At 65.1% G+C, this 15243-nt stretch carries 13 protein-coding genes; 4 read left to right on the top strand and 9 right to left on the bottom strand.

Translation table 11 applies throughout. From position 1 onward, the window contains the following. Positions 1–45 precede the first annotated feature (45 nt). The 3 genes from BM113_RS15120 to BM113_RS15130 form a co-directional block, all read right to left on the bottom strand. Positions 46–1833, bottom strand: coding sequence for a Na+/H+ antiporter NhaC family protein (locus BM113_RS15120; RefSeq protein WP_089788891.1), 1788 nt, complete (start codon positions 1831–1833; stop codon positions 46–48). A gap of 135 nt (positions 1834–1968) precedes the next feature. After that, positions 1969–3081, bottom strand: a complete 1113-nt coding sequence (locus BM113_RS15125; protein ID WP_089788892.1) for an OBG GTPase family GTP-binding protein — start codon at positions 3079–3081, stop codon at positions 1969–1971. A gap of 134 nt (positions 3082–3215) precedes the next feature. Further along, entirely contained in the window at positions 3216–3638 is a 423-nt protein-coding gene (locus tag BM113_RS15130; RefSeq protein ID WP_089789075.1) for a nucleoside deaminase, read from the bottom strand. A gap of 271 nt (positions 3639–3909) precedes the next feature. Between BM113_RS15130 and BM113_RS15135 the strand changes: the two genes are divergently transcribed. Next, positions 3910–4113, top strand: coding sequence for a VNG_1110C family protein (locus tag BM113_RS15135; protein ID WP_089788893.1), 204 nt, complete (start codon positions 3910–3912; stop codon positions 4111–4113). Between the two features lie 198 nt (positions 4114–4311). Next, positions 4312–6309, top strand: coding sequence for a hypothetical protein (locus BM113_RS15140; RefSeq protein ID WP_089788894.1), 1998 nt, complete (start codon positions 4312–4314; stop codon positions 6307–6309). A 110-nt stretch (positions 6310–6419) separates the two neighbouring features. Here BM113_RS15140 and BM113_RS15145 read toward each other — a convergent pair whose 3' ends face one another. Beyond that, complete coding sequence (locus BM113_RS15145; protein WP_089788895.1) at positions 6420–7727, bottom strand: tRNA(Ile)(2)-agmatinylcytidine synthase; 1308 nt, start codon at positions 7725–7727, stop codon at positions 6420–6422. A gap of 198 nt (positions 7728–7925) precedes the next feature. On the opposite strand from BM113_RS15145, the gene BM113_RS15150 reads away from it, so the two are divergent. Then, complete coding sequence (locus BM113_RS15150) at positions 7926–8909, top strand: transcriptional regulator (protein WP_089788896.1); 984 nt, start codon at positions 7926–7928, stop codon at positions 8907–8909. Positions 8910–9113: 204 nt separating this feature from the next. Here BM113_RS15150 and BM113_RS15155 read toward each other — a convergent pair whose 3' ends face one another. Both BM113_RS15155 and BM113_RS15160 read right to left on the bottom strand, forming a co-directional pair. Further along, a complete protein-coding gene (locus tag BM113_RS15155) occupies positions 9114–9359 on the bottom strand; it encodes a glutathione S-transferase N-terminal domain-containing protein (protein ID WP_089788897.1) in 246 nt (81 codons plus the stop codon). Positions 9360–9445: 86 nt separating this feature from the next. Continuing rightward, complete coding sequence (locus BM113_RS15160) at positions 9446–10873, bottom strand: NCS2 family permease (RefSeq protein WP_089788898.1); 1428 nt, start codon at positions 10871–10873, stop codon at positions 9446–9448. Positions 10874–11126: 253 nt separating this feature from the next. On the opposite strand from BM113_RS15160, the gene BM113_RS15165 reads away from it, so the two are divergent. Then, positions 11127–11789, top strand: a complete 663-nt coding sequence (locus BM113_RS15165; protein WP_089788899.1) for a potassium channel family protein — start codon at positions 11127–11129, stop codon at positions 11787–11789. A 232-nt stretch (positions 11790–12021) separates the two neighbouring features. Here BM113_RS15165 and BM113_RS15170 read toward each other — a convergent pair whose 3' ends face one another. The 3 genes from BM113_RS15170 to BM113_RS15180 all read right to left on the bottom strand — a co-directional run bounded on the left by BM113_RS15170 (position 12022) and on the right by BM113_RS15180 (position 15082). Beyond that, positions 12022–13098, bottom strand: coding sequence for a DNA methyltransferase (locus tag BM113_RS15170; RefSeq protein WP_089788900.1), 1077 nt, complete (start codon positions 13096–13098; stop codon positions 12022–12024). Between the two features lie 140 nt (positions 13099–13238). Further along, a complete protein-coding gene (locus tag BM113_RS15175; protein ID WP_089788901.1) occupies positions 13239–13514 on the bottom strand; it encodes a DUF7513 family protein in 276 nt (91 codons plus the stop codon). Beyond that, positions 13511–15082, bottom strand: coding sequence for a Na+/H+ antiporter NhaC family protein (locus BM113_RS15180; RefSeq protein ID WP_177209188.1), 1572 nt, complete (start codon positions 15080–15082; stop codon positions 13511–13513). The genes BM113_RS15175 and BM113_RS15180 overlap by 4 nt, the downstream gene beginning before the upstream one ends. Positions 15083–15243 lie beyond the last annotated feature (161 nt).

Consider the following 15243-nt stretch of genomic DNA (forward strand, 5'->3'; position numbering starts at 1 on the left):
CATTCACCGGTTGCCGGCTGTCGGTTGCCGGTTGCCGGTTGCCGGTTACTGCTCGCTACCGCCGTCGCGTTCGGGACCGCGGTCGGAGGCGTCGTCCGCTCGAGCGGAACCGGATCGGGGCCCGACTCCGGAGCCGTCCGCCTCGGCTTCGGCTTCGGCTTCGACCCTCCCGAGGTCGACTTCGACCGACGAGGGCTTCGGATCGACGCCCTTCCGGCTGGCGTCGAACTCCGAGAAGGCGTAGACCAGCCCGACCAGCAGAACGACCCCCACCGGGAGGAAGACCGCGGGCGGCACCCCGACGAAACCGTAGAGCGCGTAGCAGACGATCACGACGAGCATGACCGTGCCCGCGTAGTACAACTGCGTGCGGATGTGATCGATGAGGTCGGCCCCGGTGAACGTCGAGGACAGCACCGAGGTGTCCGAGATGGGGGAGGTATGGTCGCCGAAGATCGCGCCGGAGAACACCGCCCCGACCATCACCGGCATGAGTTCGAACGTACCGGTGAGGTCGTAGGCGACCCGGATCGCGATCGGCGTAACGATCCCCATCGTCGCCCACGACGAACCCATGGTGAACGCGACGAACGCGGACACGAGCAGGACGACGATCGGGAGCACCGCCGGCGAGACGACCCCCTCTGCGACCCCGGCGACGTAAGTCCCCGTCCCGAGTTCGTCCGCGACCGCGCTGATCGCCCACGCGAGCACGAGGATCGTCACCGCGGTCAGCATGAGGTTGAACCCCTCGAGCACGGTATCGACGCCGTCACCGAGATCGAAGAGGTCGTAGGCCAACCCGATGAGAATCAGGGTCGCGACCATCGCGAACGAGCCCCAGACGAGCGCGGCCGCGAAGTCGCCGGCGCCCACGACGTCGACCAGTACCTGTACGGTCCCGTCCTCGCTCATCGCCGCGCCGATCGACGTCGGCGCGTCGGCCTCGGCCTGGTCGGCGAGCCACGACTCGTAGCCGGTCCAGAACGCGCCGGCCAGCGTGACCGCGATCAACACGACGATCGGCACGAAGAACGTCCGGAGCATCGGCCGGTCCTCGATCGGCGCGCCGAGGTCCTTCTCGACTTCCTGAAGCGGCTGTGCCTCGTCGCGGTTGACCTTTCCCGTTCGCCAGGATCGGTGTTCGGCGTCGAGCATCTCGCCGTAATCACGCCGCGTGAGGACGATGAGCCCCACCATGACGATCGCGAGCAGCGAGTAGGTGTTGAACGGGATCGAACTGACGAACGTCTCGAAGATGCCCGGTAGGTCGGCCTCCGCGACGTTGTGATCCTCGCTCTCGACGAGGCCAGTGTACCCCTCGTCGATCATCGAGAGCTGGAAGGCGACCCAGCTCGAGAGCCCGATCGTCGCGACTGGCGCGGCCGTCGAGTCGACGATGTAGGAGAGCTTCTCGCGTGACATCCGCATCTGGTCGGAGATCTCCCGCATCGTGGAGCCGACGATGGCCGTGTTGGCGTAGTCGTCGAAGAACAGGAGTATTCCGAGCACCCACGTCGCGAGGCCGGTGTTTCGCTGGGTCTCGAGGCGGTCGGTCGCCCAGTTGCGGACGGCGGTCGCGCCCCCGAGCCGCCAGATCAGCGCGACACCCGACCCCAGCAGCAACGTAAACACGAGGATGTTCGCGTGGAAGACGTCCCCGATGGACTCGGTGATCCACGCGAACGTCTGCCCGATACCGATACTTCCGGTCGCGATCACTCCCCCGGACCAGATCCCCAGGAACAGCGAGAGGATCGGCCGGCGCGTCACGATCGCGAGTACGATCGCGAGCAACGGCGGCACGAGCGATAGTGCTCCGAATTCGGACATACTTGAGAAGATTTTTTCCAGTTTAATAACGTTACTCGTTCTCACGGGAACGGTAGGCACAGCCACTGCGGTCCTCGTGGGTGAGCCGGCAGGACGGCGTCTCAGAACGATCGGACGACACCTGGCCGAAGACGTCTATCGACGCAGAATCAGCTTGAGCACGTCCTCGTCCTCGAGGACGTGATCTTCGCCGACCTGCTGTTGGTCGTGGGTCGCGCTGGGGCCGGAGACGCGGGCGAATCGGAACCGCTCTTCCATCTCGCCGCCGAGTTTCTCGATCGCTTCGCCGACGGTCGTCCCCTTCTCGACTACGAGGGGTTCCTCCCAGTCGATGCCCCGTCCGGGTTTGTCCATGTAGACCCGAATGAGGCCCAGGTTCTCCCAGATGCGGTCCTTCAGCGCGTCGAGGCCCCGCTCCTTCTCGGCGCTGATGAACGTCACCTCCTCGGGATCGAGGTCGCGCTCGCGGAGTTCCTCGTCGACCGTTTCCTTGTAGTCGGGCTCGATGAGATCGACCTTGTTGACGCAGGTAATCGATGGGATGTACTCCCGGTTGTCCATCAGTCCGTCGACCAGCCGGTCGATGGTAACGTTCTCCTGGAGGTTCAGGTCGGCGTTGACGTAGCCGTGCTCGCGGAGGACGTCCTTGATCGTCTTCTCGTCTAGGTCCTGATCGGTGCTCGAGGTGATCTTGATGCCGTCCTTGTGCTTGCGGCGGACGGTCACCCGCGGGGGCTCCTGGTCGACGCGGATGTTGATGTCGTACAGTTCCTCCCGGAGCCGATCGTACTGTTCGATCTCGAAAACCGAGAGGACGAAGACGATCAGGTCGGCGTTGCGGACGACCGCCAGTACCTGCTGGCCGTCGCCCTTGCCCGAGGCCGCGCCCTCGATCAGGCCGGGGACGTCGAGCATCTGGATGTTCGCCCCGCGGTGATTGAGCATCCCGGGGTTGACGTCGAGCGTCGTGAACTCGTAGGACCCGGTCTCGCTTTCGGCGTTGGTCAACGAGTTCAGCAGCGACGACTTGCCGACGCTCGGGAACCCGACGAGCGCGACCGTCGCGTCGCCGTGTTTCTCGACGGAGTACCCGCCGCCGCCGCCCGACCCCGACTGTTGCTTCTCCAGTTTCTCCTTTTTCTCCGCGAGCTTCGACTTGAGCCGGCCGATGTGGGCCTCCGTCGACTTGTTGTAGGGCGTATTGGCGATTTCTTCCTCGATCTCCTCGATCTCCTCCTCGAGCCCCATTTGATTGTATCCAACCGTCCGCGCCGAAAAACACTTTCGAGAACGGGGCGGCGAGCGGCAACGGGGGTCGGACGGAAAAGCCGCGTACGGGACTGATCTCCCCCTCGAGGTCCCCGATCCAGCTCCTCGGTGGGTCACCAGTCGAAGTCGCGGTGTATGCGCCGCCCTTCCTCGTTCAGTACGGGGCCGACGACGTCGCTGACGCCGTCGAGGATCTCCGCCGATCTGACCGACGGCTCGTTCCCCGTGAACTCCGCGATCTCCTCGCTCGAGACGCTGTAGACGACCCGGGCGAAGCCGGCGCTGACCATCCCACCGGCACACATCGGACACGGTTCCGTACTCGTGTACATGACCGTCTCGGCGCGTTCGTCCGGCTCGAGTTCCCGGCAGGCCCGATACGCGAGGTGCAGTTCGGGGTGACGACGGACGTCGTCTTCGGTGACGACACGGTTCGAGTCGGCCATGATTACCGCATCGTCCCGGACGAGCACCGACCCGAAGGGCCGGTCGCCGCGGTCGGCTGCCTCGCGAGCGAGTTCGAACGCCCGGCGCATGTGTGCGTCGTGGTCGAAATCGTCGAAGTCGTCGAAGTCGTCGGAAGTCGGATCGGACACGTCCACACAGTTAAGCGAGATTCCCAATAAATCGGGGGGCGACGTTTCGGACGGAGTCCCGACGACCATCGGCACTTCGATCAGTGGTGAGAACCCGCAGATTCCGCCGCTTCCACCGTTTAATATCCCCTCGTACCACGGCGTGCATTACCGTTGATAACGGAATTTCGACACACATAAACGACGGGCAGATGAACCCCAAGACAGACGAATGCCTGACCCCGCGCGGCTGCGAGACAGTACCCAGATCGTCCTCCGCCAGGAGGCACTCGAGCAACTCGAGCAGCCGTTAGACGACGAGTTCGCCGTGACGGTTTTCGAGGAGGAAGAAAACCGCTACCGGATCATCGGCAGTCCGGTCGAGATCAAGGAAGCCAGCGAGTTTCTCGCCCGCCGGGGCGTCGCCGTCCTCTGATCGGGTTCGCCGTCCAGTCCCCCAGTTCTTGCTCGAGACCGCTCGAAACTCGCCAGAACCCTCCCTCATCGTGTCCACGGCGGACAGTCAATTCTACCATGGAGATCGAGTTTGTATATTTATATGTGGGGGGTGAGAACGGTAGCTCGTATGCCCTCTCCAACGGGACGAACGACCGCTATTCACGGGACGAGATCGATGGCACTCGCGCTCGCCGCACTCGTATGCCTCTCGATGCTCGCCGTGGGTGGAACGTACAGCGTATCGGCAACTGACGGCGACGAAACGGAGTACGACGTCGAATCGTACGCCGACGTCGAGGAGGCGGACGCCCTGGAACCCGCCGACGAACTCTACATCAACGACGACGGCAGCGGCGTGCTCGTCTACACCGAGGATACCGACGACGAAATCGACGAGATGAAACTCGGTGCCGACGTCGGCGAAGGCCTGGCGCACATCCTCGTCAGCGGCGAACACGACGGCGAGGAGGACGTCGAAGGCCAGATGAGCGCCGTCCTCGAGGACGATCGGTTCACCGCCGACGGCGCCCTGACGATGGAGCAGCCGCCCGAACTCGAGGAACTCGACGTCGAAATCGTCGGCAAGCAGACCCAGGAGACCAGCGAGTTCGATGCGGACGTCTACGCGCTGATCGGCGGCGAGGACGGCGGCATCCAGCAGGTGTCGACGGCTGGCACGGGAGCAGTCCAGACACAGACCCAGGCACAACAGCAACGCCTGTTCGAGTCCGCCAGCACCGCCGGTGACATCGAGGTCACCGGGGACACGTTCTCCTCGTCGGGGACCGTCGACGTCGACTTCGGCACCGCGCCGATGACCGACTCGCCCGACGAGACGTTCGCCTTCGACCTCTCCCAGACCGGGACGGGGTACGAGATCGAGGTCACCGAGCGGGAGACGGTCTTCAACTCGATGTTCGCCGACCCGGTCGAGGAGTGGGAGACCGAGGCGAAAGCGAAGGCCACGCTCGAAGAGCAGTACGCCGGGACTGCCGCCGACCTCGGCGGCGACGTGACAGTCGAAATCACCAGTCACGAGTTCAAGGAACTCGATCAGCAGCGTGACACCTACCTGAAGGACGTCGAGTACACGGTCACCTACGAGGGCATCGAGGACGGACTCGAGGACGCGCTCGCCGAGGAACTTGCGGACGATCCCTCGACCGACCTCTCGGAAGACGACGCCGAGCGGATCGCGGGCCAGCTCACCGAGATCGAAATCGAGACCGTCGAGTTCGACATGACCACGGGTGACGAGGCGCTCGAGGCCGCCTGGAACGTCCAGATCGCCGAGTATGCCCCGGTCATGGAGGCGATGATGGAAATCAGCGAGGCCACGCTCGACGACGAGCAGGAGAACACGTTCGACGACGAGTTCGAGGACGTCGACGAGATGCTCGCGGCCCAGCAGGCCGCCGACCTCCGGACGACCGTCGAGTGGGACGTCAACGTCGCCTACACCGACGACAACCGGATCGAACTCGAGGCCACGGCCACGGGCGATACCGAAAACTACGACGCATACACCGACGAACTCGCCGACCGCGGCATCGACGTCGCCGATCAGGAGACGACGTTCGAGTTCAACGCCTACACCGAAGACGGCGAAATCAACGTCGACGGCAACGTCGAGGTCGGTATGGACGACCTCGCGGAAGAGTTCCTGACCTCCGTCACGACTGCCATGCAGGACGAATCCGACGAGCTCGGGAACTTCGCCTCGACGCTCGAGGACAGCGAACTCGAGATCGCGAAAGTCGACGTCGACGTCGACAGCGAGACGGTCGAACTCGAAGCCGGTGCCAAGTTCAACGACACCGAGTCGCTGATCGAGGACGGCGTCCTCGGCGACAACGTCGCCGTGACCCAGATCGTCGGCGAGAACGACGACGATGCCGAGGAGGTCGCGACTTACGTCTACGTCCAGGACCTCGAGACGGACGACGAGATGTCCGAGGACGAACTCACGGAACTCGGTCTCGTCGACGACGATACCGAGGTCTACGAGCCCGGCGAAGGCGACCGCGAGTTCCCCGAGATGGACACCGAGGCCGCCGCGAACTACCTCGGCGTCGATCTCGAGGACGAGGACGGCATGCCCGGCTTCGGATTCGCCGGTGCGATCGCCGCGCTCGGTGCAGTCCTCGCAGTGCTGATCGCGCGTCGCGCGTGAGAACCACCTGATCGCCTGATCGGTTCGTAATCCGGTACGAACCGTCGGAGAACTGCGCTTCGTTCTTCGGTTCTCGTTCCGACCGTCGACAGCGAGAGCTCCCCGTCTTACTATCGCTCCGGATGCGTCGGCGCGTCGAATCCGCCCCGAACCAGCGGTTTCGCGACGTGGCGGCGTGCACACGGCGGCACCTCGTACCACCCTTCTTCGAGATCGCGGTCGATCGGAACCTCGCGTTTCGTCGCGGCGGTCGTCTCGCAGTCCCGACAGCGATACCCCTGGTTCCGGCCGGCGCTTTCCATCGTCCGCTCGCAGTCCGGACAGATCGGCGTCGCGAGTTCGGTCTCCACGAGGTCCCGGACGGCGAACTTCTCGAGTTTGAGGGTGCCGTTTGCGACTTCGCCGCAGACGGTGATCCGGTCCCCGACCCGCAGCGCGCGAACGCGGTCGCGAAAGCGTTTGGTGGGTTCGAAGGCGGCACACTCGAGCCGAGCGGCATCGTCCGACCCCGTCGCGCCCGGATCGACCACCTCGAAGAAGACGTGTCCGCCCCGGCGGGTTTCCGGCTCCGAGGCGACGCGGGCCTCGAGACGGTACGCACGACCGTCCCGGACGTCCGCAACCGAGCAGTCGTCGTCGACGGCACGAACGTGGGCGTCCGTCCCCTGGTTGGTGACGAACAGCTGGCTCTCGGCGACGGGTTCGGCGTCGATCCGGTCGGCGACCGCCCGAACGGTCTCCGGGTCGTCGCCCCGGATGCCGTGGAGGATCGGGCCGGGCGTGTGGGGAACGCAGACGGTTTCGCCCTCCTCGCGGTCGACCGTGTCCCAGGCCTCGGGATAGCCCCAGTCGGCGGCCGCGAAGACGCTCTCGTCGTCGACTTCCCGTGGCGTTCCCCACCGCTTGGGTTCGCGATAGGAGATGTACTCGTAGGTCCACTCGTCGACGGCTGCCCACGCACCGACCGCGGCGAGCGCGCCGATACGGCCCCGGCCGTTGCCCGCGTGCCAGGTGCGGAACCCGTGACGGTCACAGCGGGCCGTCGCGTCGGCGAGGGGCAGTTCCTCCCCGACCGCCCGCCGAGCGAACCCGGCGACGTCGTCCGGCACCGCGCCGGGATCGCCGTCCGCCACGACGAGTCCGGGATGGGTCCGCTCGTCGGCGGTCTCGGCGAGCGACTCGAGACACTCCCGGGCGATCTCGAACGCGCGGTCGGGATCGCAGTCGGCGTGGATCGCGAGCGCGGCGTTGCCACGCGTCTTGTACTCGACGGCGGGGTTGAGCCGCACCAGCAGGAGCCGTTCGACCGACGCCCCCTCGATCTCTCCGCGCAGCCGCTGAGCGACGCGTCTGGCGACGTAGGTCGTACACATCCCGCGCTCGCGGGAGTCGGTATCGTCGAGCCCGACGACGGTCATCGACCCGAGGTTAGCGCGGCGGCCTGTAACGCCTTTCGGGACGGACGCCAGGAGGGGCGATTTCGGGCCAACGGATTCCCGGCCCTGCCCCGTCGCCACTCTGTAATAAGTATACTGCCGGTACGAAGGGAAACCGCTACAGGGCGACCGGACATCTCGGGGAAAGGCTATTATAGGAGGAATAGCTTACATCCCCCTATGTCCCGCTCCGCACTGGTCGGTAACGTGACCGCGATGTTAGAGGACGCGGGATTCGCAGTCAGCGACCGGTGTGCGATCCGGCCGAAGAGTTTCGACGTCGCTGCGCGCCGCGGTAAAGATCTGATCCTCGTGAAGATTCTCGGAAACATCGACGCCTTCAACGAGGAGACCGGCCACGAGATGCGCCGGCTCGGGACCTACCTCGAGGCGACGCCGCTCGTCATCGGGCTTCGCAGTCGCGACGAGGACCTGAAACCCGACGTCGTCTACTTCCGACACGGCGTCCCGGTACTCAGTCCGGACACCGCGTACAACCTGTTCATCGAGGACGTCCCGCCGCTGATCTACGCCGCGCCGGGCGGGCTCTACGTCAACATCGACGGCGACCTGCTCGCCGACGAGCGCGAGCAGCGCGACCTGAGCCTCGGCCAGCTCGCGAGCGAACTCGGCGTCTCCCGGCGGACGGTCTCGAAGTACGAGGACGGCATGAACGCCTCCGTCGAGGTCGCGATGGAACTACAGGAGATGTTCGACGCGCCGCTGACGAGCCCGGTCGACGTCCTGGACGGGGCCGACGACGTCCACGAGACCGACTCCACCCCGGAGGACCCGGAGGCCGACCCCGACGACGAACAGGTCGTCGCGGTCTTCACCCGGGCCGGCTACAAGGTTCATCCGACGCTTCGCTCGCCGTTCAAGGCGGTCAGCCGCGAGACCGAAGAGGGAGACGACGACGGGGAAGAAGACGTGGTCCTGACGGGCCACTCCGAGTTCACCAAGGCCGCCGAGAAGCGGGCCCGCATCATGAGTTCGATCGGTCAGGTCACCCACACCCAGTCGGTGTACGTCGTCGACCGTGCGAAACGCGACTCCGTCGACGGGACCGCCCTGGTCGAACGCAACGAACTCTCGGAGATGCGCAACGCGGAGGAACTCCGGAAAGTAATCCGCGAACGCGCCGAACGAGAGGAAGCGGCCTGATCGTCACGCCGGGCTCGATCAGGAGTAGTAAGGCGAAGGTATCCCGCGTCGATGACGTCGTACCGCGCTTATGCGTATCGCTCGAGAACTGCGAGCGATGCCTGTCGTCCGCCAGCGGCTCCGTAGGGGGTCCCGAGAAACGACTGGCGGACGTAGGGTACGGATCGAACGGGAGAACGAATCGAACGTAATCGACGGCGCAGTTTAGGCGTAGGTTTCCTCGAGGTACTCGACGATGTCGTCGCTTTCGTTCATCCCCTCGACGCCCTGGGCCTCGTCGGTGATGACCGGAACGCCGGTCTGCCCGCTCACTTTCTCGACTTCCGTTCGGTCGCCGTGGGACCGTGGCACCTCGATCACGTCGTACTCGAGTTCGAGTTCGTCGAGCTTCGAGCGGACTTTCGCACAGTAAGGACAGCCGGGGAGTTCGTACAGCGTGATGTCGGACATACCCGGGGTAGACGACTATCGCCTAAGAGGCCACCGGTCGGCTGTCGCTTTGCCGGAACTCGAGTCGCCACCGACGGCGAACGGGGTCAGAACGTGACGTTGCCGGCCTCGACCGTGAAGTAGATCGCGAAGTAGATCACGAACGCGAGAGCGAGGGCCCACTGGCCGAGCGAGACGTCCCGCGGTTCGCCGGTCGCGGCCTTGACGAGCGGGTAGCTGACGATGCCGGCGGCCAGCCCGTTCGAGATGGACGCGGTCAGCGGCATGACGGTGATCGTCAGTCCGCCGGCGATCGCCCAGGCGGGGTTCTGCCAGTCGATGTCGGCGACGCCACGCAGCATGATGATCCCCACGACGACCAGGGCAACGTAGGTCGCGTACTGTGGGATGGCGCTGATCACCGGAACGATCAACAGCGACAGCAGGAAGAGGATGCCGACGACGAGGGCGGTGAACCCGGTTCGGCCGCCCTCCTCGACGCCGGTCGAGGATTCGATGTAGGTGGTCACCGTCGAGGTGCCGATCATCGCGCCGACAGTGGTCCCGACGGCGTCGGCCATCAGCGGCTTCTCGATCTCGGGGAGGTCGCCCTCCTCGTCGAGGAAGCCGCCGACCTGGGAGACGCCGATGAGCGTCCCGGCGGTGTCGAAGAAGTCCACGAAGAAGAACGTGAAGACGACGATCACGAAGACGAGCGGGTCCTCGGTGATCATCCCGAGCCCGTCGACGAAGCCGGCGACGAGCGGCGTGAAGTCGTACTGGACGTTCGCGATCATGTTCGCCAGCCCGTCCTGGGTCACTTGCTCGTAGCTTCCCGGCGGCGTCAGCGTGCCGGGGGACGTAACGCCGAAGAGCGTCAGCAGCCAGCCGGCGGCGGCGGTCGCGAGAATGCCGATGACGATCGATCCCCGGACGCCGCGGGCGTGAAGCATCAGCATCAGCGCCAGGCCGGCCAGCGACAGCGCGGCGACGGGGCTCGTCGCGACGTTCCCCATCGCCACGAGGGTAGCGGGATCGGCGACGACGATCTCCATCTCCTGGAGGCCCAGAAAGAGCAGGAAGAGGCCGATACCGGCTCCGACGGCGAACTTGACCGGCTCGGGAAACAGTTCGATGACGTACCGCCGGGCGCCGACCGCGGTCAGGAGGATGAAGATCACGCCCTCGACGAACACCGCCGCGAGCGCGACCTCCCACGGCACGCCGAGGCCGAGTACGACCGTAAACGCGAAGAACGCGTTCAATCCCATCCCCGGCGCGAGTCCGAACGGCCTGTTCGCCCAGAACGCCATCACGCCGATGGCGACGACCGACGCGAGGATCGTCGCGACGGCGATCATCTGCTGTACTTCCCCCTGACTGTAGCCATCGATCGTTATCGCCTCCCCGAGAATGAGCGGGTTGACGACGATGATGTACGACATCGCCAGAAACGTCGTCAAGCCCGCGATGATTTCGGTCTCGAGGTCAGTATCGTGTTCGTCGAATCCGAAGTGTCGGTCGAGGATCCCCATCTTGGATAACCGAGCATAGATACAGCTCCCGTTTAAGTTTTCCCGTCTTCTCTCGCCCCAATATAAGCATGTTCGTGCACATCTAACCTGTACGGTAGCCGGAAGTAACCCGTCCTCGAGGGACCGCTGCCGTTCGCGGTCGGCGACGACAGTCCCCGCGTGAACACGGTCAAAGACCGCCCATCGCAGGTTCCGAGATGGGGCCGTGTTTACCGGACAAACGTATTTCACCCCGGACCGCATACCTCGAGCCATGCAGTTTGTTATCGTGGGGTACGGACGCGTCGGATCGCGGACGGCACGCATCCTGCGGGAGGAGGGTTACGACATCGTCGTCGTGGACATCGATCCCGATCGGGTCGAGCGTGCCACGAACGACGGGTTCGAGACGGTCACCGGCGACGGGGCCGAGGAGGACGTCCTGCTCGAGGCCGGCATCGACGAGGCCGACGCGATCGGCGCGTTCTCCCCCGACCTGAACGCCAACTTCGCGGCCTGTATGGTCGGCAAACACCACGGCTGTCGGACCGTTCTCCGTATCGACGAGGACTACCGCGAGGACATCTACGAGAAGTACGCCGAGGACGTCGACGAGATCGTTTACCCGGAGCGACTCGGCGCGGCCGGCGCGAAGACGGCCCTGCTCGGGGGCGACTTCAACGTCGTCGCGGACCTCGCCTCGAACCTGCAACTCACCGTCCTCGAGATCGGGGAGGACTCGCCGGCGGTCGGGAAACGGGTGAGCGAACTCGAGTTGCCCGCGTCGGCGCGCGTCTACGCACACGGACGCGAACACGAGTCGCTCTCGATCCCGCTCCCGGGGACCGAACTCGAGGCCGGTGACGAGGTCGCGGTCATCACGGAGACCGACCGCGCGGACGATGTCCGTGCGGTGTTGTCGTCACCGAAAGCCTGAGTGGCCTGTCGGGACCGGGGACTCCGGAACGGTCCGCTGAAGTGGGGGAACTGGAGCGAAAACGAGGGGGAAGGGGATGACGCGCAACCGATCGTCCGTTGGGGATGGGGGGAGAGGGGATGAGTCGTGCGCGCCGAGTGAGTGATCGAACCGGATACTCATAAAATCCCGTCAGACGACCGAATGACGACAGTCAGACGGCCCCGGTCGGCCGGTAGCGGCCGTCTGTCGGTCAGTCCTGTTCGTCTCCGGCCTCGCTCTCGCTCTCGAGCCGAAACACGAGCACGTTCTGGTGGACCATCGACGGCACGAACGAGAACGGGTAGCCGTAGACGTGCAGGTCCTTCGTCGGGTCGTACCAGATCAGGTTCGCCGCGAGCGTCAGCGGAGCCGCGGATTCGATCGCCCGCGCGAGGTCGGCCGAGAGGAACTCGTAGGACTGATCGCGGTACATGTCCCCGATGAAGACGACGACGTGGCCCGTCGGATCGACCGCGTCGGCGAACCGGGCGAACTTCTCGCCCATGTCCGCGAGCCACTCGGCTTTCGTTCGCTCTTCGTCGGCGACCGGTTCCCCGTCGGTCGACTCTCCCCCGTCGTCACCGGCACCTCCGTCGAACGACCCCAGTTTGCTCTCGCGGGTCCGGCGTTCGTTGCGCGTCTGCTCGAGTTCGTCCATGTGCCAGTAGGGGACGTCAGTCAGCAAGAGGTCGATCGAGTGCTCGGGCACGTCCTCGATCAGGTCGGCACAGTCCCCGTGACGGAGTTCCTGGGGCTCGAGTGGGGGATCACCCCGGGCGCGTCGCTCCTCGTTTTCGTGCTCGAGGACCGTCTCGTAGACGTCGACCCAGCGCTCGTTGCGCTCGAAGCCGATCGCCTCGCGGAGTCCGGTTCCCTCGTGTTCACAGAGGCTCGCCCCAAGCAGCGTGCCGCCGACCCCGGCGAACGGATCGAGTACGGTGTCGCCGGCCTTGCTGAACCGGCCGATCAACTCGGCGCAGAGCCGCGGGGGTTTCTGTCCGCCGTGTTCGCTGCGCAGGTCGTGCTGGAGGTCCGGTGGGTATCCCTCCGCGATCACCGACTTGGTCGCGTACTTCCACTCCTTGCCGGTGAGATCGTTGAGCCGGTTGCGCTCGTCGTAGATCCCGCGGCCCTCGACGTAGCGCTGGTGATCCGCGAGTTCGTCGGTGTCGATCACTTCGCCGTCCTCGACCGGCAGCGACTCCTCGCGGGCGCGGTCGGCGTCGAACTCCCCCTCCTCGGTCGTAAACAGTCGGCTCTGGCGGTGACCGTGTCCGTCGTCTCCCATCGGTCTCTATCCCTCGAGTGAGACCGGCGGATCATAAATCCGCGTCCCTCGTCGGCGGTCCCGCGTTCGACGTCGCGGCGCTGGGGACCGAGAGCCGCCGCTCCAGGTCGTGGAACGAACCGCGAAAAGCCGGCTACCGATCAGCCGGTGTAGGAACTCTCGCCGACGATCTCGACGAACTCGCCGCGTCCCGTCGCCGAGGTCTCGTCGAACTCGGTGACGCGGACCTTGACGCGTTTCTCGACGGTTTCGGGGCCGGCCCCCTCGACGATCAGGTGCGTGTCGCCGATGTAGGCGTGGCCCTCACGGTTACTGTTCGACTCCGCGATGAAGACGCTCAACTCGTCGCCCGTCGACAGCGACGGACTCGAATCGCGGAAGTGCCATCCTTTGAAATACTTGTCAAAGACGCTCATATTCGTGCCACCTCTTCGCTTTCACGGTCGATAACGTATTCGCGTCCGAACCCGGTCAGCGCCGCCACGACGAAGACGGCGACCAGGAGCCAGCCCTGGAAGACGAACGGGACGACGTCGATCGGCGTCACCAGCATCCCGGTTTCGAACCACTCGTATTCCCCGGGCAGAGTCTGCATCGCGGTGAAACCGGCGAGAACGCCGCCCGACCACGGGAAGATATATCCTAGCGCGGCCGTCTGGCCGTCCAGGATGTTCGCCCGGCGGTAGCCGTTCAGGTTGAACCGTTCGCCGATCTTCGAGATGTACGGTCCGATCGCGACCTCCGCGGCCGTGTTGATGGTAATGACCGCGTTGATCAGCGCCGCGGAGCCGACCATCGTCAACTCGGCGTTGCGAACGTTCGTCGCGAGGTTCTCGATCGACCAGTCGAGGATCGCCTGGAAGGCTCCGCCACGGATCATGATCTGTGCGGCCGCGATGATCAACAGGACGAGGATCGCGAGCTCGAAGAAGCCAGCGGCCCCGTTTATCAGACTGCCGCCGACGCCGACCGCGTTCGCGTCCTCGACGACCGTGAGCACGGGGAGGAACTCGAGCGGTTCGGCCAGCGGCGCGTCCGACGGCGCGTTGAACATGACGATGTCGCCGATGCTCGTCAGGCCGAAGATCAGGCTGAACCCGGCCGCGAAGACGATCCCCCACGAGATCGCCTCGACGATGTGACGGCCGGCGACGGCGGTCCCGATCACGACGCCCATCGAGATGAGATGGACGAGGCCGACCGGTTCGCTCTGGGCGACCAGGACCTCCTGGGCGTCGCCCGCGATCTCGAGGCCGCCCATGAACTGACCGGCGAAAACGTAGCCGACGAACGCCACGACGGCCGCGATGATCACGTACTTGAATCGGGAGGCGACGACGCCGCCGATGTCGGAGTCCTGCGTGACGGCGCTTACGATCGTGGTGTCGCTGACGGGCGCGAGGTTGTCGCCGAAGATCGCGCCCGAGAGGATCGCGCCGAACAGCAGGATGGGGTTCGCTCCCAGCAGGATCCCCGCGGGGAAGAACAGGGTGACGAACGCGATGGTCGCGCCGTACCCCGTCCCGATCCCCGTGGTGAAAAGCGCCGCGAGGACGAACGTGATCGCGGGAAACAGCGCCGCGCCGATGCCGGCGACGTCGGCCAGCCAGACCAGGCCGTCGACGAAGCCGCCGTCCTGGAGCAACTCGGCGAACATCCCCGCCCAGATCCAGGCGACGATCGCCGTCACCGCGACGGGCTGGGTCATCCCTTCGAAGATCGTGTTCGCGTACGTTTTCCAGTCGCCACGGACGAAGAACATCCCGACGATCAGCCCGACGAGGATCCCGACGATCAACCCGGCTGTGTCGGAGATTCGCCAGAGTGCAGTCTGTGCAACCGCCCAGAGGATGAAAAACGCGATCGGAAACGCGCTCATCCCCCGGCCGCCGTAGAACGATATTTTCGGCCCATCATCCCCAGTTTCCTGGGTGAATGAGTCGGCCGGATCCGAGCCGGCCGAGTCATCACTGCCATCACTCATCTTGATACACGATATCAACACTCCCTCAGTGGGTGATAAATCTTGCCGATACTCCCGACGCGCACCACTGACTGCGGGCCTTCGTGGCCGAAGATCCCGATCGTCGTCGCCCAGTTACACGAGCGGTAGCGAGCCTCTATGGGAATCGAGCCGGTAGCAAA

Origin of the sequence: Natronobacterium haloterrestre (assembly GCF_900112205.1) — an archaeon.
Taxonomy (GTDB): Archaea; Halobacteriota; Halobacteria; order Halobacteriales; family Natrialbaceae; genus Natronobacterium; species Natronobacterium haloterrestre.

Coding starts and splice junctions, on each gene's coding strand:
- BM113_RS15145 (WP_089788895.1), bottom strand. CDS start 7,727: ATGACCGTCGTCGGGCTCGACGATACCGACTCCCGCGAGCGCGGGATG.
- BM113_RS15135 (WP_089788893.1), top strand. CDS start 3,910: ATGCCTGACCCCGCGCGGCTGCGAGACAGTACCCAGATCGTCCTCCGC.
- BM113_RS15120 (WP_089788891.1), bottom strand. CDS start 1,833: ATGTCCGAATTCGGAGCACTATCGCTCGTGCCGCCGTTGCTCGCGATC.
- BM113_RS15150 (WP_089788896.1), top strand. CDS start 7,926: ATGTCCCGCTCCGCACTGGTCGGTAACGTGACCGCGATGTTAGAGGAC.
- BM113_RS15165 (WP_089788899.1), top strand. CDS start 11,127: ATGCAGTTTGTTATCGTGGGGTACGGACGCGTCGGATCGCGGACGGCA.
- BM113_RS15140 (WP_089788894.1), top strand. CDS start 4,312: ATGGCACTCGCGCTCGCCGCACTCGTATGCCTCTCGATGCTCGCCGTG.
- BM113_RS15180 (WP_177209188.1), bottom strand. CDS start 15,082: ATGAGTGATGGCAGTGATGACTCGGCCGGCTCGGATCCGGCCGACTCA.
- BM113_RS15160 (WP_089788898.1), bottom strand. CDS start 10,873: ATGGGGATCCTCGACCGACACTTCGGATTCGACGAACACGATACTGAC.
- BM113_RS15130 (WP_089789075.1), bottom strand. CDS start 3,638: ATGCGCCGGGCGTTCGAACTCGCTCGCGAGGCAGCCGACCGCGGCGAC.
- BM113_RS15175 (WP_089788901.1), bottom strand. CDS start 13,514: ATGAGCGTCTTTGACAAGTATTTCAAAGGATGGCACTTCCGCGATTCG.
- BM113_RS15125 (WP_089788892.1), bottom strand. CDS start 3,081: ATGGGGCTCGAGGAGGAGATCGAGGAGATCGAGGAAGAAATCGCCAAT.
- BM113_RS15155 (WP_089788897.1), bottom strand. CDS start 9,359: ATGTCCGACATCACGCTGTACGAACTCCCCGGCTGTCCTTACTGTGCG.
- BM113_RS15170 (WP_089788900.1), bottom strand. CDS start 13,098: ATGGGAGACGACGGACACGGTCACCGCCAGAGCCGACTGTTTACGACC.